Genomic DNA, 21,215 nt, shown 5'->3' with positions numbered 1-21,215 from the left:
TCTTAGAACATGAGCAACATTCATATTACCCTGCCCGATGGTTCGGTGCGGGAATATCCTGCTGGCTCTACGAGCCTCGACATTGCCCGAAGCATCAGCGAAGGCCTGGCGCGTAACGTGCTGGCTTCCAAAGTAAACGGTGAAATCTGGGACGCCACCCGTCCCCTCGAGAAGGATGCAACGGTACAGTTACTGACCTGGAAAGACGACGACGGGAAATATGCCTTCTGGCACTCGTCGGCGCACTTGCTAGCCGAAGCGTTGGAAGCGCTCTACCCGGGCGTAAAGTTCGGCATCGGTCCGCCCGTCGAAAACGGCTTTTATTACGATGTAGACCTAGGAGAGCAGACGCTGTCGCAGGAAGACTTCCCGAAGATCGAAGCCAAAATGAAGGAACTGGCGAAGGAGAAAAACCCGTTTGAGCGGCGATCCGTCTCTAAAAAAGAAGCCATCGACTACTTCACCCAAAAGGGCGATGAGTACAAACTGGACCTGATTGAAGGCCTGGAAGACGGGTCGATCACGTTCTACGAGCAAGGAAAATTTGTAGACCTGTGCCGCGGACCTCACCTGCCCGATACGGGGCCGATCAAAGCCATCAAGTTGACCAACGTGGCGGGTGCGTACTGGCGTGGCGACGAAACGCGCAAGCAGCTGACGCGCATTTACGGCATCACGTTCCCCAAACAGAAAGAGCTGGACGAGTACCTGTTCCGCCTGGAAGAAGCCAAAAAGCGGGATCACCGCAAATTGGGACGCGAGCTGGAGCTATTCACGTTCTCCGAAAAAGTAGGGATGGGGCTGCCATTGTGGTTGCCCAAGGGCACGATGCTGCGTGAGCGGCTGGAAGGCTTCTTGCGGAAGGCCCAGACCAAAGCGGGCTATTTGCAGGTCGTGACGCCCCACATCGGAAGCAAAGAGCTGTACGAAACGTCCGGGCACTACGCCAAGTACGGAAAAGACTCGTTTCAGCCTATTAAAACGCCCGATGGCGAAGGCGAATTTCTGCTGAAACCGATGAACTGCCCGCACCATTGTGAAATATATAAAGCACGTCCGCGGTCGTATCGGGAACTTCCCTTGCGGTTAGCAGAGTTTGGTACTGTGTATCGTTACGAACAAAGTGGCGAATTGCACGGCCTGACGCGCGTTCGGGGCTTTACCCAGGACGATGCACACATCTTCTGCCGGCCCGATCAGGTGAAAGAGGAGTTTAAGAAGGTGATCGACTTGGTGCTTTATGTATTCGAGTCGCTCGGTTTTCACGATTTTACGGCTCAGATTTCACTGCGCGATCCCGAAAACAAAGCCAAGTACATCGGTTCCGATGAAGCCTGGGAGATTTCCGAACGGGCCATCATCGAAGCGGCTGCCGAGAAAAACCTGCCCACCGTTACCGAACTGGGCGAAGCGGCCTTTTACGGGCCGAAGCTCGACTTTATGGTGCGCGATGCCCTGGGACGCAAATGGCAGTTGGGAACGATTCAGGTAGATTATAACCTTCCGGAGCGATTTGAGTTAGAGTACATAGGAAACGACAACCAGAAGCACCGTCCGGTGATGATCCACCGGGCACCGTTCGGTTCGCTGGAGCGTTTTGTGGCCGTATTGCTGGAGCATTGCGGCGGCAATTTTCCGCTTTGGCTGGCACCCGATCAGATCGCGGTGCTGCCCATTTCTGAAAAATATTCTGACTACGCCGATAACGTGTACAAGGAACTGGAACTGGTTGATATCCGGGGATTTGTGGACAACCGCGACGAAAAGATCGGCCGGAAAATCCGCGACGCCGAGGTGCAAAAAGTGCCGTTCATGCTGATTGTGGGCGAAAAAGAACAGGCTGAGAACCGGGTGTCGGTCCGCCGCCACGGCGAGGGCGACCTGGGTAGCATGACCCTGGACGAGTTCACGGCATATTTCCGCAAAGCCGCCGACATTACGCAGCGGAAACCGGTAGAAGATCCGGCCTGACGGAAGAAATTTTTATCGCGCTGAAAATGGCGTTTTTACAAGTAAAATCAATTAACGATATTTGCAAACTTAAAATTAGGAGGTACCATCAGTAAATTTAAGAAAAGACCCCCACGCGGTCGAGTCGAAGAGCCCTACCGTGTCAACGAAAGGATTCGAGTGCCACAAGTCCGTGTCGTAGGCGATAACATTGAACAAGCAGTGTATCCTACCGACAAAGCACGGCAACTGGCGAAGGAACAAGGCCTGGATTTGGTGGAAATTGCACCAAATGCGAGCCCACCTGTCTGTAAAATTGTTGACTACTCGAAGTTCAAGTACGAGCAGAAAAAGAAGCAGAAAGAACTGAAAGCCAAACAGCACAAAGTGGTGCTGAAGGAAATTCGTTTCGGTCCCAACACCGACGACCACGATTTTGAGTTCAAACTGCGCCATGCCGAGAACTTTCTGAAAGAGGGATCGAAAGTAAAAGCCTACGTTCACTTTGTGGGGCGTACTATTGTATTTAAGGAGCGCGGCGAAATTTTGCTGCTGCGTTTTGCGCAAGCGCTGGAAGAGGTAGCTAAAGTTGATCAGATGCCGAAGCTGGAAGGCAAGCGGATGATCCTGATGCTGTCGCCCAAATCCAGCAAAAAATAGCGTTTAATTTACCGTTTATAAACCAAGGAGTCATGCCAAAGATGAAGACCAAGTCGGGAGCGAAGAAGCGCTTCAAGTTGACCGGGACTGGCAAAATCAAGCGCAAGCGCGCTTTCCACAGCCACATCCTGACCAAGAAGTCAACGAAGCGGAAGAATCGCCTCGTACAAGCAACGCTTGTCGATCGCACCGACGTGGGGCGTGTCAAAGACATGCTGAACCTCTAGTACACAGGGAATTGACGAACCTCCCTTCAAATGGATCGTCTGGTTTTACCATGTTTCACCCGGTGAATGGCTTTAAAGATCCTGCACGGCAGGACGCCTATTACCAAAAAAGCAGCACAAAATGCCAAGATCAGTAAACTCGGTGGCTTCCAGAGCCCGCCGTAAAAAAATGATGAAGCTGGCCAAAGGATACTTTGGTCGCCGTAAAAACGTTTGGACCGTCGCTAAAAATGCGGTTGAAAGAGGATGGCAGTTTGCCTACCGTGACCGCAAGCAAAAGAAGCGCAACTTCCGCGCCCTGTGGATTCAGCGTATCAACGCTGGCGTACGCGAACACGGTCTTTCTTATTCGCAATTTATGGGCCTTTTGAAAGGTGCGGGAATTACCCTGAACCGTAAGGTGCTGGCCGATCTGGCCATGAACCACCCCGGCGCTTTCAAAGCCATTGTCGATAAAGTCAAGTAATTGCCTGTCAGGCAGTGCTAAAGCGAAAGGCCGCAATCTAGAGATTGCGGCCTTTTTCTATATACGCAGCGCAGAGAGACAACGGCCTACGACCAGCATAGGCACTACTTTTGGGTCAGACGCGCAAGCATCCAACCGGCAAACCCACTTCCCAACCCACCTACGAGAAGAATCGCAATGGAATCCCGGATGGGCCAGTAAAGATTTAAAATAGGTTGTGACATCAGAACAAGAAGGCAAATGGCGACATGGAGCAAAGCCATCCAGATGATGAGCAAACGGGCAGGCATTGGATCATGAGGAGCCAGGGCAGAGGGAGCTTTGGGAGCAGCGAGCGGTTTCATGGCGAGCAGGAGTTTAAGGATGAGATGCTACGGAGAAGTAACCTTATGCTCCAAAGATACTACTTATTTTTAAATTAAGTAATAATACGTAATTTATTTACGTATGTCGTCTTGACTATTTCGGATTGTTGTGTACAATGGGCTAGGTGTATTTCCTGATTCAGTGCGCTTCCCAAAGTTTCTGGTATACCTCGTACGTGCTTTGGGCAGTGCGCGACCAGGTAAACGCAAGGGCGCGTTGCTGGGCGGCATCCAATGCCGTGTCTGCAACCGTAGCGATCTTTTCTAAACCCTCCCGGATGCTGTCCACCTCAAAAGGATCAACAAGCTGCGCTGACGCATCCACGACTTCCGGCGCGGCTCCCCGGTTCGACGTTACAATGGGCAGTCGGTGGATCATCGCCTCAAGGAGAGGGATGCCAAAACCTTCGTAATAGGTAGGAAACAAAAAAGCCGCTGCGTGGTGGTACAACAACGGCAACAGCGCATCCTCGACGTAGCCCAACAGGCGAACCTTGTGGTGCAGACGCAGACGCGCAATCGCTTCTAGCACGGCCGGCTCAGCGGTCCCCGCCAAGACAAGTGTGTGTTCTGTAGCGTGGTGCGCAAACGCCTGCAGCAGGTTCAACATATTTTTGCGAACGGAGATGCTTCCTACAAAAAGGTAGTACTGCTTGGAATGCAATTGCCACGCTGGGGGCAGGGGAGGAGCTTGGCGTCCGAGCGGACGCTGTTCCGTGCCCAACGGCACGACCGAAATTTGTGCCTCCGGGTAATCGAAAAAGTGCAGCAGATCGCGCTTGGTAGCCTCGCTAACGGCAATCAGATGATCCGCATGGCGCACCATCTGGCGCATGCGTGCCCAGCTTTTCTCCCGGAATTTATCGGACGTATATCCCTCCAACTGATGTTCTGGCCGGAACACCGCCAGATCGTGGATGGTGACCACGGTTCGGATGCCCTTTCCGTAAATCAAGACCGAATCGAGGCAATGGACCAGGCGCTTCCGGGCAGAAAGCGGAAAATACGCTCCTAAATGCCAGTCCGTTGAAGCTTGTGGCGGTGCGTAGCGAAATGCTCTTTTCGAGAAGCGAGACAGCTTGTACAGCAACCGCAGGCGAAAATCGTGACCGTAAGCAGGGAGCGTCAGCAGATGGTCAATAAGTTGACGTCCGTACCGGGCAATGCCTGTGGGATGCGCATGGAGCAGCGTAGACGCTTCGAGGTCGACCCGTTTCATCGCGACATCCACAGCATCGGCGGAACATCGACTTGCGTACGAAATCCCTGATCTTTCAGAAAAGCGACCAGAGCCTCGTGTTGCCCCCGTGGGTCGTCGGGCAAGGTATGCGTTTCCATCGTCACCGCTCGGATGCGTTGGCGGGTCGTCTCGGACGAATGGTACAGAATGTCGTATTCGCTGCCTTCGCAATCGAGCTTTAGCAAATCGATGTGTGGCAATGCAAATTGCTCGATCACCCGATCCAGCGGCACGACGGGCACTTCTACGGCCTGTTGATTGCCTTCGAAGCCTTCGATGGTCGAGGCATTGGGTGAAAACGGGCGATCCGGATCAAAGTACAGATGCAACGAGCTGGTCGTAACCCCCGATACGGCCTTCCCTTCGATGTGCATTTGCTGCGCCAGGGTAGGGTTCAGCGCCAGATTCTTCTGCAACTGAGAAAGGTTGGCAGGATGCGGCTCGAAACAAAAAATGCGGGCATCCGGGCGTTGATCGAACAATTGCAAGGCGAAGAAACCAGCATTGGCCCCTACATCGAGCACAATAGGATTCGGAGGAAGCTGACGAGCCAGCGTGCGGATCTGGTAAAAATCGGTGAAAAACAGTTCTTTGAAAATGCTGCGCAACGTTTTGGGTACCTGCATCCGGATCCCCTGACGGCGCGTAATGTACGTCGCCACTGACGAAAGCTGTGTCTGACTCTTTTCGATGAAGTAGGCGGGCCAGTTGTCGATGAATTGAATCAGGTTACGGTAGCGTCGGATCGTGGGGATGGGCATAAGTGAGAAGCAGGAGGCGGGTACAACAATGAACGATTAGGCAAACCGAAAACGCAGGTAATGAATGGGCAGCCCCTGTGCCAGAAACATTTCCTCGTAACGTGTTTTGATTCCTTTATGGTCGGCCGCGTACGGCGAATTATACAAGTCGTGCGTGTGGACCAAGTCTTTGATGGCGGTTTCTGCCAGCACCTCAAGCGTATAGTCGAACAGCGGAGCGTTGTCGGTCTTCAGGTGAATCCAGCCTTCGGCCGGCAGCAATCGCCGGTACATTTCCAGGAAACGGGGGCTGGTGAGACGGCGTTTGATGTCGCGGTCGCGGGGGCGGGGGTCAGGAAACGTAATCCAGATTTCCCGGAGTTCACCCGGTGCAAAGAAACTCTCCAACCCTTCGATGCGGGTCCGCAGAAAAGCTACGTTGTCCAGGCCCTCTTGCATCGCAATGGTGCTTCCTTTCCAGATGCGCGCACCTTTGATGTCGACACCTACAAAATTCTTCTCCGGAAATTCCCGTGCTAACCCGACGGTGTATTCACCGCGCCCGCAGGCTAACTCCACCACCAGGGGATGCTCGTTCTTGAACTGGGTAGCATGCCACTGGCCTTTGATGGTTTCATAGAGCGGCTTTCCCGCTTCAAGGACATTTGAATTGGCTTGATTGGCAGCAAAACGTTGCTGTTTATTTCTTCCCATCGGGAACGTATATCGGTTGGTTACTCAGTACTTAATTTCGGAACGACTCCTTCGGTTCGTGGCGCTACGTCTTATAGCTCGTCCAGATCGGCGACGACGAAGGTGCTTCCGCCCACAAAAATAACATCCTTTGGCGAAGCGAGCTGGCGCGCCCTTGCCAGCGCCGCGTTGACTTCGGGCACGGTTTCGCCCCGCAGGCCGTGGGCTTGGGCGGCTTGCGCCAGTTCGGAGGCGGGCAGGGCGCGGGCCACAGAAGGTTGTGTGAACAGGTAAAAGGCTGTAGGGGGCAGCAAAGGGAGAATTTTGGTCAGATCTTTTTCTTTGACCACTCCCAATACCCAGTACAACTGCGCGTACGACAGGGCTTGCAACTGCGCGACGATCTGCCGAAAACCGCCTTCGTTATGACCGACATCGCAGATCGTCAGCGGAGACGATGCCAGCACCTGCCAGCGCCCTTTCAGCCCGGTACTCGCCCGAATCTGACTTAGACCGGTCAGAATAGCTTCATCCGAAATTTGATAATCTTCCTCACACAAGAGTTCCAACGCTAGCAGAATGCCGGGCAAATTCTGGCGCTGGTAGCGCCCCGGCAAATCGAGGAATAAGGATTCGTAGACCGTTTCGTCGCCGCTCTCTACCCGGAAAGTCTGACCGTCCAGCGTCTGGCTTAGTGGAGTCACGTGGTACACGTCCGAGCCAAAGGCCAGGGGTGCACCCCGATGGCCTGCCTCTTCGCGAAACACCTCGGCCACTTCGTCCTGATACTCGCTGACAACGACGGGAACGCCTGGCTTGATGATCCCCGCTTTTTCACGCGCAATGGCGGGTAATGTGTCGCCCAGAAGATCGGCGTGGTCCCAACTGATGTTGGTGATGACCGACAGATCGGGCGTAAGCACGTTGGTGGAATCGAGGCGGCCGCCCAGCCCCACTTCAACGACGGCGACCTCAATCTGGTGCGCCGCAAACGCCGCGAAAGCCATCGCTACGGTCGTCTCGAAAAACGAAGGTTGGATGCGCTCTAGCAGCGATTTGTGGGTTGCCACGAATTCGACAATGAATGCCTGATCGATCTCCTGCCCGTCGATTCGGATGCGTTCAGTGAAGTTCTTCAGGTGAGGGGAGGTATAGAGACCGGTGCGATAGCCCGCGGCCTGCAACACCGAGGCAAGCGCATGAGACGTGCTCCCTTTGCCGTTGGTCCCCGCGATGTGAACGGCACGAAACTGATGGTGAGGGTTGCCTAGTGCTTCGCAGAGGGCGAGCGTGTTGTCCAGGCCTTTTTTAATGGCAGCATTGCCCACCCGCTGAAACATGGGGAGGGTCTGGTACAGGTACTCAAGCGTGGCTTCGTAAGTCACTTAGCGGGAACGAATCACGATGGTGACGTAACCCGTCGACAGGGGGGCGGCGGGTGAATTATCGGTTTTACGTAATGCCTGACGCATGATTACATTTCGGTAGGCCGTTACGATCGAGGGGCTGACGGTCTTCTCGACCGCCTCTACGTTTTCCACTTCTCCCAGATCGTTGACGGTGATTTTGAAGCGAATGCGTCCTTCTTCCTTCGGCAGGTTATCGAAGTTCGGGGAGCCGTCCCAGGTCCAGCCCGACATGCTGAGCGAAGCGCCACCGCTTCCCCCGCCAGCCGTGCCGTACAGAGCTTTGGCTTCGGGTTTTCCTTCCGGGCTGCCCTGATCGCCGGTCGCTCCCGCGCGGTCGCCGTTGTTGTTGGCTTGTGCTTGGTCGCTGGTACCACTTTTGCCGTTGGCTCCTGATGTATTGCTTGTGTTGCTGGCCTCGGTACCGGGGTACAGTGCCCGGGGCTTGGGTTGTGGCTTGGGTTCAGCCGGTTTGGGCTTCGGCTCTTCGGCTGGCTTAGTTTCTTTGACCTCGGGTTGTGGCTTGGGCTTGGGTTTCGGCGTCTCTTTCACCACCACCGGGCTTTCTTCGGCCGGGGCTGTTACCGGCGTCTCTACCGGTTCCGGCGTGGGATCCGTCATCGGCTCGGCAGCGGGAGCTTCCGCAGGCGTTGTTTCCGTAACGGGCTCGGGAGCCGATTCCGAAGGCGCTTCCTCGCCGGCCGAAGGCGGTTCGGGGCGTGCATCTTCTTGGTTATCGGTATTGGCGGCGGGGGCCATGCTCTGCACATCGCCACTACCCGCTGCATCCAGCCCAAAATTCAGTTCGATGCCGTACTCGGGCAGGGGCGGATCGGGCGGTTGCCAGGCCAACAGGAAGAAACACAGCAGCAGAAACGCCGCGTGCAGGCCGATCGAAACGATCAGTCCAGTGCGCTTGTTCTGTTCTTCCTTGTTAGTAGCCATAGTTCAACGGGTTATCGGTACAACGCCATTCGGCACCGAAATAGTTTACGCTTTATTCGGGACGGGTAGCAATCGACACTTTCGCTTTCAGTTCCGTGGCGGCGCTGGCAACGTTCACCAGATTTTCGACCGGCACGTTTTTGTCGATGTGGAGTACCACCACGCCTTCTTCCGATCCCTGCAATTCTGCGGCCAAATCGTTTTTCAACGTGGCGGCCGACGACGGACGGTCGTTGACGAAGTATTGCAGATCATCGGTTACCGTCACGCTGACTTTCTGCATGACGATGGTCGACGCCTTGCTCGAAGGCAGGTTGACGGGCAACCCTGAAGGCGTTACGAAGCTGGCGGTCAGCATGAAGAAGATCAGCAGCAGAAAGATGATGTCGGTCATGGACGACATGCTGAACGCCGGATCTACTTTATTGCGAGAACTAAGATTCATTTCTTGAGCGAGTTAGGCAGTCTGCAAATCCCGAAAGGGCCTCTAGTGCGTTTCCTGCAATAGGTCGATGAACTCCACGGAGTTGTACTCCATGTTGTGAATGACCTTCGAGACCTGCGCCACGAGGTAGTTGTAGCCGATGTAAGCCACAATGCCGATGGCCAGCCCCGTGGCAGTCGTGATCATCGCTTCGTAAATCCCGGAAGAGAGCAGTTTAGGACTGACCGAGCCTTCTTCCTGGGCGATGGCGATAAATGCCTGGATCATCCCCGTAACCGTACCGAAGAAGCCAATCATGGGCGCGGCTCCCGAAATGGTGGCCAGTGTCGGCAGGTTTTTCTCCAACTGGTAGAGCTCGATCTTGCCGACGTTTTCGATTGACGTCTCGATATTTTTCAGCGGACTTCCGATGCGCGACACGCCTTTTTCGATCATACGGGCGATGGGTGAGTCGAACTCTGCGCAAACCACGCGCGCGCCATTGATGTCGCCGTTCTGCACCATCATCTTCACCCGGTCCATAAAGGCATCGGGGTCGCGTGAGGCTTTGCGCAGCGTCAGGTACCGCTCCACAAAAATGTAAATGGCCGCAATGGACAGCAGTGCCAGAGGAATCATGGCGAACCCGCCGGCCAGCAGCAGGTCAATCAGTCGTACGGAATTGTCGGTCGGCGTAGCGGCTACGCCTGTGGTGTCTACGCCGCCAGTGTTAATCTGCAGCAGAAGGTGTTGCAACATGTTTAGTATTTCAGAATCCAGATATCTTGTTTAAAACGGGCCTGCATCTCCTCGCGGGCGGTGCGGGCTTCTTCAACAGTAGCGTATTTTGCGATAGACACTTTAAAGTTATTTTTTTGATCTGGATTAAGGATCTCGGTCGTTAAGCCTTCGCCCTCGAACTGTGCTACCAGTTTCTGCGCATTGCGGGCGCGTGAGAAGCTACCGGCAATCAGGTGATAATATTTAGAAGGAGTAGGCGTCGGCGTGGCTTTTTCCGCGGCGGGTGCCGAGGCTACGGGAGCCGCCGCCGGGGTAGTTTCTTTCGGAGCAGCGGTAACCGGCGCGCTTTCGGTTTCGGCCGGGGCCTCGAACTCCGTCGCTACAGCCTCGTCGGTAACCGCAGGTGTTGTTTCGGTTGCGAAGTCCTCGTCCGAAGCGGCAACCGTCGTTTCTTCCTGAGGGGGCTCTTGGGGCAGGGCTGCCATGCCCTCCTCTTGGGGCGCTGGTGCTGTGGCCCTCTCGTCGAATAGCGCGAAGGGGTTGGTGTTACCCAGGCTGGCGCCGTTGTCCTGACGAAGCACTACGAAATAGGCGGTGACGACCCCGATCAACAGCAGCGGAACCAGGGCATATACCCAGACGGGCAGTCGGCTGACGCGGCGCTCCGGGGCAGGAACCGGTTTCCGCGATTTGGGTTGTACCAGGCGCTGACCTTCGCGTTCGCGCAGAATGGGCTTAAAGAAGAGTTCCGGCAGGCCGAAGCTGCCTTCGTTGTAGTTGACCTTGTTCTCCGGCTCGAACTGCAGGTTGTACTCCTGATTGATCGAGAAAGTTCCGATCTGCGGAAGCATAAATCGGTTGTTTTCGCGGATTTGCTGGCGAATATCATACACAAACTCACGCACGCGCCGGGTGGCATCTTCGATCGAGATGCGTTCGTGGTTGGCGACGGAACTGATCAGCACACCGTCGTTGTGCTTCAACTTTTCGTTGAAGGCGATTTTCTTCGTGGCAGGGACGAACGTATGGCGCACCGGATGTACTTCAGCCGACTGGTAGCTGGTGATGAATCCCCCTAACTCGGGAATGATGACGCAGTCGTGTTGAAATAAAAGCTCTTTAATGTATTGCTCCATAGGTTTTTAGAAGGAGTAGGTTCCACCGAACATAATCATCCGCCCGCGGGTGGGGTAGTACAGAAAACGCTGGTTTTGCTGGTTGATCAGGTTGTCGAGCGAGAGAAAAATCGATGCCCGCTCCGACAGCAGGTACTCTGCACGTGCGTCCCAATCCAGCATCCCATCCAGTTTCACAATCGCGTCGGTCGTGGGATTTCGAGCAAATATAGCGCTATTGTAGAAAACATCGGTGCTCAGCAATACTTTGTCCATTACATTGTAACGAACGGTTACACCGGTCGTAAAAGCCGGGCGATGCCAGGGTTCTTCCAGCTCGCCGGGGCTGTACGCGTAGGCATCGGCCTTCCAGCCGAGTTGCAGTTTGGGGAGCGGTTCGTAGGTCAGTTGGGTGCTGAGGTTGAACAGCGTGGTGCCGCCATCGCCGTCGTATACGAGGTTGAATTTGGCCGTATCGCTCGGGCTGTTCAGATAGTAGTGGTAGTTTTTGTAGTTCCGGAAACTGGCCTGTACCTGGTACGCCAATCGTGAAACCACTTGGCCGCGGATACCGCCGTACACGTCGAACCGCTTGTTGGCGTGACGCAACTCTACATTGGGGGCCAGAAACGGATTTTCGGCGACGACCGTACGCAAGGTGGTTTTTTCCAGTTCGCCGTTCAGGCCGGCGAAAGCGGTGAGTTTCTCGGGCAGCAGCGCGTACTCTATGTTGGCCCGCGGGTAGAGGTGCAGGTCCGAGTCGCCAATGGTGTCGTTCTCGTACCCGATATTAGCCCCCAGCGTAATCAGAAATCCGTTGTTGAAATACCGGTAGGCCGGGCGTACCATCACCCAGTTCCGGTTCTGCTCCGTTGCCTCGTCCTGGCGTTGGGTGAACGACGTTTCGACATCGACCAGAATGGTCGATCCGCTTTGCAGATCGTATGTGGTTTTGAGGTCGACGTTTAGCTCCGATTCGCGGGCGGCCAGAAAATCGGCGATGCGTCCGAACCGGACTTCCGCCTGGTAGTCGAGCGCGGCGTCGGTGTCGTTGTTTTTCAGGTTCACGCCGACTTCCACCGTATTGAACACCTGCTTGACCGAGTCGTCGGGCAGTTCGGCCTCCGGGGCAAATCCGTAGAAGTTGTACCGCTCGCGCGTGTAGCCGAAGGTGCCGCCCAGGGTCGCCTTCTTACCGAACATGTTGCCGTACAGCTTCACCATGTTTTCGCCCGAGCCAGAATACGACTTATTGACCGGGCCGCGTGCCGACGCCAAGTGCCGGATGTGGGCACCGTACTGGTAATTTTCCGTTCGCTTGCTGTTGAAGAAGCCTTCGGCGTAGGTAGTGGCGTAGTTGCCGACGCCTACCTTGATGTAGTTGCCGTACAGCTTGTTAAGTGGCTCTTTGGGCAGCGTTTTTACGCGCAGGCGTGGCTCCAGGTTGGGCAGATTGGAGATGCGGAACGTCGAAAACTGATAGTCCTGCACCTTGTTCTCGACGGGGCGGGTCGTTTCCGGTACCTTCTGAAAACGGCGGTTGGCCGGCGGCAGCTCGTTTTCCCGACTCTGCACAATCTCAAATTCTGCCTCTTCGACTTCTCCTTCTCCAAACGGTTCGTTCGGGCGCGTTTGTGCAAACGCCTGGGTGCTCAACAAACCGGTGAATACCGCGGCATACAGCCAGGGCCGTGCCGAAACCGGCGCAACGGCGCGGTGATGGAAAGGAGAGGAGAGACGGAGCAAGTGGGTTAGCCTCATAGAAAATGGGGTACTTTGGTTCGGGAATCTCCCGGTTAGTTGCTAAAGGTGGTGTCTTCTTCGGCAGGAGTGGCCTGTTTCTCCTGTTCTTTCTGTTTCACGACCAGAAGTTTGGCCTGCGCCGCCTTCTTCGTTTCCGGGTTCGGCGAGTTTTCGGCGATCGACTCCAGCGTGGCGCGTGCCTGGTAGAGTTCGTCAGTCGCAATGAAGTTATCCGCAATGAGCAGGAAGCCACGGTCGAGCCACTGCGTGTACTGCGAAAACTTCTTGTTCAGGTCGTAGAGCGTCTCCAGCGACTGCTCGTATTTGCCCTGTTCGAAGAAAATCCGGGCCATCAGGTACTGTGCTTCGGCACCGTTTTCGTCCTTGGCCGAGTTGAGGGTCTGCAGGAAGTAGTCGACGGCGTCGTCGAGCTTTTTCTGCGCATACGCCGACTTTCCGGCGTACAGCAGCGCTTTGTTCTGCGCGTCGATGCCCGCGTTGTTGCCCTGCATGATCTGCCCGGAGAAGTAGTCGACCGAATCCCACTTTTGCAGGCGGTAGTAGCTTTCGAGCAAGCCGACCAGCGCGCCCGACTCCTGGCGGCGGTTGCTGGCGTTGGCCAGAAGCTGACGGTAGTACGAGGCCGCCCCCGGGTAATTGCCGGCGTTGAAGGTGAGTTCGGCCACCCGTTCCAGCGAACGGCTGGTAAACGTGCTCCGGTTTTCGCGGATCACGTCCTGATGGAAGCGCAGCGCCTGTTTATTGTCGCCCGCCCGGTAGTACGATTCCGCCAGGTAGTAGCGTGCGTCGGGCAGGTTGGCACTGTTCGGGTAGTTCTTCATGTACTCCTGCAGCCGTTGGATGGCTTCCATGTAATTCTGCCCCAAGTACAGCGACTTGGCCGACTCAAACTCGACGCTTTCCAGCGCGGTGCTTTGCGGATTGGCCTGCTTGTAGCGGTTCAGGTAGGCGGTAAATTCCTGCCCCCGGTTCACGGCATTCAGGTTTTCCTGCAATCCCAGCAGCGCATCGTTGGCCGTTTCGTGCTTGGGGTAGGCATCCAGAATTTTTTTGTAATCGTTGATCGCCTGCTCGTGCTTTTGCAGGTTGCTGTACGAAATGGCCCGCCGCAGGTACGCGAACGGCACCAGCGTGCTGTTGCTGTTTTTCTGGATCAGCGTCGTGAAACCGTTGATGGCCGCCGCGTACGATCCCTGTTCAAACGCCAGTTGCGCCTTCTGAAACTGTGCGTCGTCCAGGTAACGCGAACGCGGAAACTGCTCGGTAAGCGTCTCGAAACTGGCCTGCGCCTTGTTCGACTGGCCCATCAGGTCGTAAACAATGCCTTTCTGGTACAGAACGTAGTCGCGCACGGACGCATCGGCCTCGGCGGCCTGATCGTAGGTGCTGATGGCCTGAGCGTAGTTCTTGGTGGTGTAATAACAGTCGGCGAGGCGGACTAGGGCGTCGTCGTAGTGCGTTTGCGCTTTCCCTGCTTCAACGTAGGCCCGGAAGTGGGGCAGGGCCTTGGCGTATTCTTTCGTATTGTAATAGGCGTAGCCGATGCCGTAACGGGCGGGCAGGTAATGCTCGGAGCGGGAGTCGGAAAATACGGCGGCGTAGCTGTTGATGGCTTTGTCCCACTGTTTCCCGATCGACCACGTTTCACCGGTCCAGTAGTGCGCGCCCATCGTCAGGTTCTGGTCGACTGGAAAACGCAGCGACTTCTCGAACATGTCGATGGCCGGAAGGAATTTCTTGTCGTTGAACAGCTGCGTCCCCCGGTAAAAGGTCACCTGCTGGTAGGCTTTGCGCAGGCGGGGCGAGGGTTGCGCGGTCCGCTCGATGTGGGCGATGGCCTCTTCGTAGTTGTCGGTGTTCAGGTACGATTCGCTCAGCAGATCGTTCGCCTCCGAAAGCGACGCATTTTTAGGATACTGTTTGACAAACTCCTGAAAGGCCGCGATGGCGTCGGCATAACGTCCCAGGTCGTAGCTCACTTTGCCGTAGTTGAACAGCGCGTTGGCCCGCACCTGATCGTCGTACGAAGCACGGCGGGCCTGGTCGAAGGCCGTCATGGCAAACTGCTTGTTGTCCGTTTTCAGGTACGCGATGCCCAGGTGATAGGCGGCGTTTTGCGCGAGCGTATCGTCTTTGGCGGCCAGGGTTTTGAATTGGGCAATGGCCTCGTCGTTGTTGCCCGTCATGAAGTTGCTGTACCCGATGCGGTACCGCACGGCCGCGTCGATCGAGCGGTTTTCCTTGGCGTAGTCGTTGAACCGGGAAGCCGCGGCGGCGTAGTCTCCCTTGCGGTAGTAGGCCTCGGCCACCAGTAGGGCTACGGCGTCGGCGTCGTTGATGCGGCCACGTTTCAGGGCGGCTTCGCCGTAGTCGATCACCTTGTCGTACTGTTGCTGCTGGTAGTAAATGTGGGTGATCATGGCGGGTACCAGTGCCTGGTATTCGCCGTCGCTTTCGGCCTTGCGCAGGTCTTGTAACGCCTGATCGTAGTTGCCGGCCTGCAGGTGTACGTAGCCGCTGTAGTAGCTGGCCGCCGGCGCTTTTTCGTACTTCGTGTTTTTGACCTGATCGAAGGCCTTACCTGCCTCCGTAAAGTTTTTCTGCGCAAAATGCGCGTAGCCCAGCCGGAACAGCGCTTCGTATCGCTGATTCTCCGACAGGTTGGCCTGCGAGGCTTTCTCGTAATACTCCACGGCTTTGTTGTACTTCCGCTGGTCGTAGTAGAAGTTGCCGAGCTCGTAATACGCCAGTTGCGCCTTGGGGTGGTTGGGGTACTTCTCGATGAACGAGGCAAATTTGCTCTCGGCGTCGGCATGGTAGAGGTTCATCGCCGCCATCGCCAGGTAATACTCCGCTTCGACCGACTGCAGGTCGTTGCGTTTCAGGTCGAGGTATTGCTGGAACGCGTTGCGTGCCGCCCCGTATTTTTCTTTTTCCAGCAGATCAAGCGCATTCTGAAACTGCGCGTAATCGCTCGTTTCTCCTAACGTACGTTGTCCGAAACCGTCGTTCGGCAGGCTCAGCAGCAGGCCCGCTACCACGGCTGCGTGTCGGATGTTCATAGAATCGTATATTAAAGATCAGTGTAGCTGTGGGTCAGGGCATTCCGTTGAGGTTTCACCATCGGATTGACTCCGCAAGTTGCGTGAAATCTTTTTGGTTTGCCACCCAACCGGGCAAACCAACGGAAAACTTCTGCACAAAACGGTAGCGGTGGGACGATAGCGGGAACGGGAATCAGGTTTCGGCGTATGTTCCGCTAACGTTCGAATCGCCGCCTCAGTATCTGGCACGACGGAATTAATCCCGCTCGTTAGCCGCTGGTGAGGTTTTATCGACAATCTCCTGGAGAATTTCCAGTTGGATTTGCTGGGTTTCCATCAGCCGTTGCCACTGGTGCATCAACAGATGATCCATCTTTTCGTGCAGGTGGCGGATTTCAATTTCCGCTTTCAGGTTCACCTGATAATCATTCTCGGCGCGCAGGCGGTCGCGTGCTTCCATCCGATTCTGGCTCATCATGATGATGGGGGCCTGAATGGCCGCCAGACACGACAACACCAGGTTCATCAGGATGAACGGGTAAGGATCGAACGGCCGGGTTAACAGCGTAGCGTTGAGGAGGATCCAGCCCAGCAGCACGGCAAAAAAGACGACGATGAAATTCCAGCTCCCGCCGAAGTTGGCAATGTGATCGGCCAGCCGGTCACCGAACGATTGCCGCTGGTTCAGTTCGGCTTCCGTATTGCGGGTGATGTTTTCCTGTTCGCGGAAACTTTCCAGAATGCCTTTTTCCAGATCGGTCAGTTCGCCGGCTTCGCGGCGTAAGGCTTCCTCCACGTATTGGATGCGGAATTTGTTGAGCTCGCCCAGGCTTACATAGCCGCTTTCGTCCAGGGCAAGCACCTGCCGGCGGATCAGCGCCAACAGGGTTGGACGTAACGAAGAAATAGCTACCAGCTCGCTAAGAGGAACCATGCGGCCGGAGAGCTGGCAGCGGGATAGGTTTTTGGGAGAAGATGTCATGAAATTCAAATATTTTGACACTACATGAGAGAAAATACGGAAGGAAAAAGAGGGAAGGATAAGTTGGATATTAAGAAGTGGTTAAAATACAACACCGCCGCTTTCCTGTGCGTAAATCTCTTCTAGATTCGCATCGGTCCTTTGACATGAGTTCGTATGGCTACCGCTATTCAACTGGTGCAACGCGTTACAGAAAAGCTGCCTCCCGTCCGGGTAAGTGGCCGCGTCGGGCAAATCCTGCTGGCCTTGGTGGGGCTGGTTTTTGCCCTCTTTTTCATACACAGCGAGTGGCACGAAGTCGGTCAGACGCGTACGTTGCTACGCCACGCAGATGCCGGCTGGATCGCGGTCGGTTTACTCCTCACGGGTGGCTACCTACTATTGCAGGCGTTGATGTATGTCTTCAGTTTTCGGGCCTTGGGGGGGCGCGTCTCGGTGGGGGCGTCGCTGGTCGTTTTTCTGAAGCGCAACTTGTTAAGTGTCTTTTTGCCGGCGGGTGGGTTTGCGTCGCTTGCGTTTTTTACCCAACCGCTGAAACGCGAAGGCGTCACCCGCACGCAAATTCACGTTGCTTCTTCGCTTTATGGTCTGTGCGGGCTGGTGTCGGTGGTGGTGGTGGCGGTGCCCGCCTTGGGCTGGACGCTGTGGCAGGGCGAACTCAACGTGACGGAGATCGCGGCCTTTGCGTTTCTGGTATCTCTGACAGTCGGGTTGGGTGGGGGGCTTTACTCCCTCTGGCAGCAGGGCCGGGTGTACCAGTGGTTGGTGCAGTTGCGCCCGTCGCTCACTGTGGCATTCGACGAGTTGCGGGCGCAGCAGATTGGTGCGTCTGCGTTTCTGGCTGCGCTCGGCATGTCGGTGTTAATCGAGGGCATCGGCATGGCCCATGTCTACGTAGCGGCCCATGCGCTGGGCTTAGCCCTGCCGTTTGCGGCGGCTGTACTTGGATACGTGGTGATGGTGATGCTGTTGATCGCCTCGCCTTTTTTACGCGGGTTGGGAGCCATCGAAGTTTCCATGACGTATCTGTTCACCCAATATGGCCTGTCGACGGCCGAAGCGGTTTCGGTGACGTTGCTGTTTCGGTTGCTGGAATTCTGGCTGCCGCTGCTGGCCGGTGTTTTCAGCTTTGTGGCGCGCCGCGACCATTTGCTGGTGCGTGTGTGGCCTGCGTTGGTGATGCTGACATTGGGCGTAATCAACGTGGTTTCGGCGGCCACACCTGCGTTGGCTACGCGGCTGCATCTCCTCACGCAGTGGGTTCTGCCGAGCGTGATTCATACGTCGAAAGGGTTGGTACTGGTAAGTGGCCTCTGGCTGATGGTGCTCTCGGCTTATCTGCTGGTCGGGACGCGCCGGGCGTGGATTACGGCGGTGCTGCTGACGTCGCTTTCGCTGGTGGGGCACTTGCTGAAGGGCATCGACTGGGAGGAGGCCACATTAGCCGGGCTTTCGCTGATAACATTGGGTGTGGCGCGTTCGGCCTATCGGCTGCGGGCGAGCCGTCGGTCGACTCGTCTGGGATTGGCTACCTTTGTAGGGGCGCTCGTAGCCGTCCTGATCTACGGGGTTTTGGGCTTTTACTGGATGGATGCCCGTCATTTCGGCATCGCCTTTACCTGGCAACAGGCCATCGCCGCTACTTTCCGGCTTTTCTTTCTGTTCGACAGCAGCGGACTGACCCCCCGAACGTCGTTTGCGGCCACATTTCTGACTTCCCTGTACGTGGGCGGCGCGGCGGTGGTCCTCTTCGTCAGTTACCACCTGTGGCGTCCGTGGGCAGGATCCCCCCCGGATGACTCGGATGAGCAGCAGCGGGCAGAGCGCTTTGTGGAAACCTATGGCCACGCGTCTCTGGACTACTTCAAGACATACCTCGACAAAAATTACTGGTTTTCGGAAGATGCGCAGGCGCTGGTGGCGTATCGGGTGGCTCATCACTACGCGGTGGTGCTGGAAAACCCGGTCGTCGCGCCGACTAAGTCGCTCCGCGCGGCCGTGGAAGAGTTCGACCAATGGTGTCGGGAACAGGGGCAGGCTTCGTTTTACTACCGGGTTAATGAAGAAGACCTGCCCGTTTACGAAGCGTTACGAAAGCGGGCCCTGCCCATCGGACAAGAGGCGGTGGTAGACCTGACACAGTTTACTCTAGAGGGCGGAGCGATGAAGTCGCTGCGCAATGCGCTGAAGAAGGTCGAAAAAGAAGGGTATACGTTGCGTGTGTATCCGCCACCACTTGCGGGCGGAACGTTACAACGCCTGCGGCAAGTCTCGGACGAATGGCTCCGCAGCAACGCACGACAAGAAGTAGGCTTTACCGACGGATGGTTCGATGAGGGCAAACTGCGTGTTTGCACCGTGCTGGCTGTCGAAAATGCCGAACAGAAGATTGTCGCGTTTCTGAATCTCATTCCCGATCGTGCCTTTGGCGAGGCGACGTACGATTTAATCAGACGTACCGACGATGCGCCCAACGGCGCGCTCGATTTTCTCCTGGTTCACCTCTTTCTTTACCTGAAGGAAAAGGGCGTTCGGCAATGCAACCTGGGACTGGCCCCGCTGGCCGGCCTGGAAACGGCAGAAGGATTGCCGGGGCGAACCTTGCGTTTTGCGTACGAGCACCTGCCGCGATTCGAAGGTTTTCACGGGCTGCGGCATTTTAAAGACAAGTTTCAGCCGGTCTGGAAAACGAAATACCTGATTTATGATCAGGATTTCGACCTGTTGCGGGTGCCCAGTGTGCTCACGCGCGTGTCGCGTACGACCGATTCGGTGACTGTTGGAGCGTAGCATGAAGAACGTATCACTATTTCCCTTACAACCCCGCCCGGTTGCTGCTTTCTGGAGAAAAGGGGCCGCCTGGGCCTGCTGGTTGGGATGTGGGGGCGACTTTCTGGCGACCTACGTAGGAGGAGCGTTCTACCCCGGTTACAGTCACCTGCGTCAACCCATGAGCGTGTTGGGCACGGCGGCCAGCCCGTTGGCCACGGAAATGTCGGCCTGGTGGATCCTCTTGGGCGGACTGCTTCTTTGGTTCGCCGTGGGCTTTCGCAAAACCTTCGCGGCCTACGGAAAACCTGTGCGCAGAGCCAGTGAACTCATTGGCCTCTATGCCGCAGGCGAGGGCATCGGTTCCGGCATTTTTCCGGCTAACCGGGTGGACGGTGTGTTGACCCCCCTGGGATACATGCACAATGCGGTCAGTGGCATCGGGGTCATTGGGCTGATGCTGATTCCGGTCGTGCTCCTGCCGCTCTTTCCCAAGGCATGCTTCCCGCGTATGCACAGCTTCACGTGGGGGGTACTGGTGTTGGGGACGAGTGCCATTGTGCTGTTTCTCACCTCCAGGTCCGTTCCGGCATGGGCCTACGAAGGATTGTGGCAACGCTTGTTTACGGCAGTTTATTACCTGTATCTGGTGGTGCTGGCCTACTTTATGCGAGACGGTACCCAGAACGGGCATCCCGTTCCCGTATAAAACATCACTTCAGTTCTGCCAGAGGATTCCAGTCGCCGAAGATGTTGCTGAGGGTATAGGCCTGCGCTTCGGGTGGGGTCAGCTGGTGTGACCAGCGCACGCGTTTTTTGGGCGCGGCACCGGGCCCTTTGCTGTTATACTCAGCATAGAAACTGGTCTGTTCGGCCTCGGGTTTGTTCCAGTTGTGCCAGCCTTCGGGTTTGATGTGCGGTCCCATGGTGCAGTCGACAAATACGGTTTTGGCATAAGGTCGCCACGGACGACCCAGGTAAAAGGAATGGGCGGGCGCGCTGCCCGTGAGGTTGCAGCGCAGGAAAACAAAGCCGTAGGGCGTTTCTTCCAGCGTAGAGGCGGCGGTGATGTAGCCGCTCTCTTTACAGAAGATTTCGCAGTCTTCGAATACGGCCGTCGACCAGCCGAAAATAAAATCGACCGTGCCTTCCACGTAGCAGTTGCGGTAGTACTGGCGGCTTTTTTCGCCGTGCGGGTAGAGGGTGTCCTGAAAACCGAGGAAGCGACAATTGTCGAAAATAACCTGGTCGCCATCGACGCGCACCGCCACGGCCTGTCCTACGGGTCCCGCCGAGTTCTGAAAGGTAAGGTTGCGGGCAATGAAGCCATCGCCGAACACGAAAAATCCTGACGAACCCGACGTGCCGATCTCTTCGCCGAACCGGTTCTTTTTCGAAGCGTAATCGTCGTAGGTGATGACCGTAGTGTGTGGATATTCGCCAATCAGCGAAACGTTCGTTTTGTTGGCGGGTAGCGTGAGTTTTTCTTTGTACGTACCGGGTTTGACAAAAATCTGCGTTCGGTTTTTGCGCAGTGCGGGCACGGCATCGAATGCCGCCTGGATGGTGGTGAAGTCGCCACTGCCGTCGGCCGCCACTACCAGGTCGTAGGACGTTTGCGCGTGAAGGGCAGCGGAAGCAAGCAGCGTGATTAGGAAGAAGACGAACGTTTTAAAAGGCATAA

Annotated in this window: 19 protein-coding genes; 6 read left to right on the top strand and 13 right to left on the bottom strand. The window is 56.0% G+C overall.

Features of this window, described 5'->3' with window-relative positions:
* The first annotated feature begins 9 nt into the window (after window positions 1-9).
* The 4 genes from thrS (at window position 10) to rplT (ending at window position 3,303) form a co-directional block, all read left to right on the top strand.
* Window positions 10-1,971, top strand: a complete 1,962-nt coding sequence (gene thrS, locus BLR44_RS24040; protein ID WP_089687011.1) for a threonine--tRNA ligase — start codon at window positions 10-12, stop codon at window positions 1,969-1,971.
* Window positions 1,972-2,058: 87 nt separating this feature from the next.
* A complete protein-coding gene (infC, locus tag BLR44_RS24035; protein WP_089687009.1) occupies window positions 2,059-2,610 on the top strand; it encodes a translation initiation factor IF-3 in 552 nt (183 codons plus the stop codon).
* 32 nt (window positions 2,611-2,642) lie between these two features.
* A complete protein-coding gene (rpmI, locus tag BLR44_RS24030; protein ID WP_089687007.1) occupies window positions 2,643-2,837 on the top strand; it encodes a 50S ribosomal protein L35 in 195 nt (64 codons plus the stop codon).
* Between the two features lie 121 nt (window positions 2,838-2,958).
* Window positions 2,959-3,303 carry a 50S ribosomal protein L20 gene (rplT, locus tag BLR44_RS24025; RefSeq protein ID WP_089687005.1) on the top strand — a complete coding sequence of 115 codons (345 nt, stop codon included), beginning with the start codon at window positions 2,959-2,961 and terminating at the stop codon, window positions 3,301-3,303.
* Window positions 3,304-3,407: 104 nt separating this feature from the next.
* On the opposite strand, the gene BLR44_RS28705 is transcribed toward rplT, so the two are convergent.
* The 12 genes from BLR44_RS28705 to BLR44_RS23970 form a co-directional block, all read right to left on the bottom strand.
* Complete coding sequence (locus tag BLR44_RS28705) at window positions 3,408-3,647, bottom strand: hypothetical protein (protein WP_143017445.1); 240 nt, start codon at window positions 3,645-3,647, stop codon at window positions 3,408-3,410.
* A gap of 160 nt (window positions 3,648-3,807) precedes the next feature.
* On the bottom strand, window positions 3,808-4,887 hold the full coding sequence (locus BLR44_RS24020; RefSeq protein WP_089687003.1) for a glycosyltransferase family 4 protein: 1,080 nt from the start codon (window positions 4,885-4,887) through the stop codon (window positions 3,808-3,810).
* The gene (locus BLR44_RS24015; protein ID WP_089687001.1) at window positions 4,884-5,669 is read right to left on the bottom strand and encodes an FkbM family methyltransferase; all 786 of its coding nucleotides are present in this window, start codon (window positions 5,667-5,669) and stop codon (window positions 4,884-4,886) included. The genes BLR44_RS24020 and BLR44_RS24015 overlap by 4 nt, the downstream gene beginning before the upstream one ends.
* A gap of 36 nt (window positions 5,670-5,705) precedes the next feature.
* Complete coding sequence (trmB, locus tag BLR44_RS24010; protein WP_089686999.1) at window positions 5,706-6,362, bottom strand: tRNA (guanosine(46)-N7)-methyltransferase TrmB; 657 nt, start codon at window positions 6,360-6,362, stop codon at window positions 5,706-5,708.
* Window positions 6,363-6,433: 71 nt separating this feature from the next.
* Window positions 6,434-7,726 carry a bifunctional folylpolyglutamate synthase/dihydrofolate synthase gene (locus tag BLR44_RS24005; RefSeq protein ID WP_089686997.1) on the bottom strand — a complete coding sequence of 431 codons (1,293 nt, stop codon included), beginning with the start codon at window positions 7,724-7,726 and terminating at the stop codon, window positions 6,434-6,436.
* Window positions 7,727-8,692 carry a hypothetical protein gene (locus BLR44_RS24000; RefSeq protein ID WP_089686995.1) on the bottom strand — a complete coding sequence of 322 codons (966 nt, stop codon included), beginning with the start codon at window positions 8,690-8,692 and terminating at the stop codon, window positions 7,727-7,729.
* Between the two features lie 52 nt (window positions 8,693-8,744).
* On the bottom strand, window positions 8,745-9,137 hold the full coding sequence (locus BLR44_RS23995; RefSeq protein ID WP_089686992.1) for an ExbD/TolR family protein: 393 nt from the start codon (window positions 9,135-9,137) through the stop codon (window positions 8,745-8,747).
* 42 nt (window positions 9,138-9,179) lie between these two features.
* The gene (locus BLR44_RS23990; RefSeq protein ID WP_089686989.1) at window positions 9,180-9,875 is read right to left on the bottom strand and encodes a MotA/TolQ/ExbB proton channel family protein; all 696 of its coding nucleotides are present in this window, start codon (window positions 9,873-9,875) and stop codon (window positions 9,180-9,182) included.
* A gap of 2 nt (window positions 9,876-9,877) precedes the next feature.
* Complete coding sequence (locus BLR44_RS23985; protein ID WP_089686987.1) at window positions 9,878-10,993, bottom strand: HU domain-containing protein; 1,116 nt, start codon at window positions 10,991-10,993, stop codon at window positions 9,878-9,880.
* 6 nt (window positions 10,994-10,999) lie between these two features.
* Window positions 11,000-12,733, bottom strand: coding sequence for a TonB-dependent receptor (locus BLR44_RS23980; protein ID WP_143017444.1), 1,734 nt, complete (start codon window positions 12,731-12,733; stop codon window positions 11,000-11,002).
* Between the two features lie 35 nt (window positions 12,734-12,768).
* On the bottom strand, window positions 12,769-15,798 hold the full coding sequence (locus BLR44_RS23975) for a tetratricopeptide repeat protein (RefSeq protein ID WP_089686983.1): 3,030 nt from the start codon (window positions 15,796-15,798) through the stop codon (window positions 12,769-12,771).
* Between the two features lie 238 nt (window positions 15,799-16,036).
* Entirely contained in the window at window positions 16,037-16,714 is a 678-nt protein-coding gene (locus BLR44_RS23970) for a DUF1003 domain-containing protein (protein WP_218127172.1), read from the bottom strand.
* A 204-nt stretch (window positions 16,715-16,918) separates the two neighbouring features.
* Between BLR44_RS23970 and BLR44_RS23965 the strand changes: the two genes are divergently transcribed.
* Window positions 16,919-19,552: a phosphatidylglycerol lysyltransferase domain-containing protein gene (locus BLR44_RS23965; protein WP_089686978.1), complete on the top strand. Its 2,634-nt coding sequence runs from the start codon at window positions 16,919-16,921 to the stop codon at window positions 19,550-19,552.
* A gap of 1 nt (window position 19,553) precedes the next feature.
* Complete coding sequence (locus BLR44_RS23960) at window positions 19,554-20,240, top strand: DUF998 domain-containing protein (protein ID WP_089686976.1); 687 nt, start codon at window positions 19,554-19,556, stop codon at window positions 20,238-20,240.
* A 4-nt stretch (window positions 20,241-20,244) separates the two neighbouring features.
* Here BLR44_RS23960 and BLR44_RS23955 read toward each other — a convergent pair whose 3' ends face one another.
* Window positions 20,245-21,213, bottom strand: coding sequence for a pectinesterase family protein (locus BLR44_RS23955; RefSeq protein ID WP_089686974.1), 969 nt, complete (start codon window positions 21,211-21,213; stop codon window positions 20,245-20,247).
* Between the last annotated feature and the right edge of the window lie 2 nt (window positions 21,214-21,215).

The organism is Catalinimonas alkaloidigena, from assembly GCF_900100765.1.
GTDB lineage: Bacteria > Bacteroidota > Bacteroidia > Cytophagales > Flexibacteraceae > Mooreia > Mooreia alkaloidigena.
Note: the sequence above shows the minus strand (reverse complement) of the source record. Positions and strands in the feature narration are given on the sequence as shown.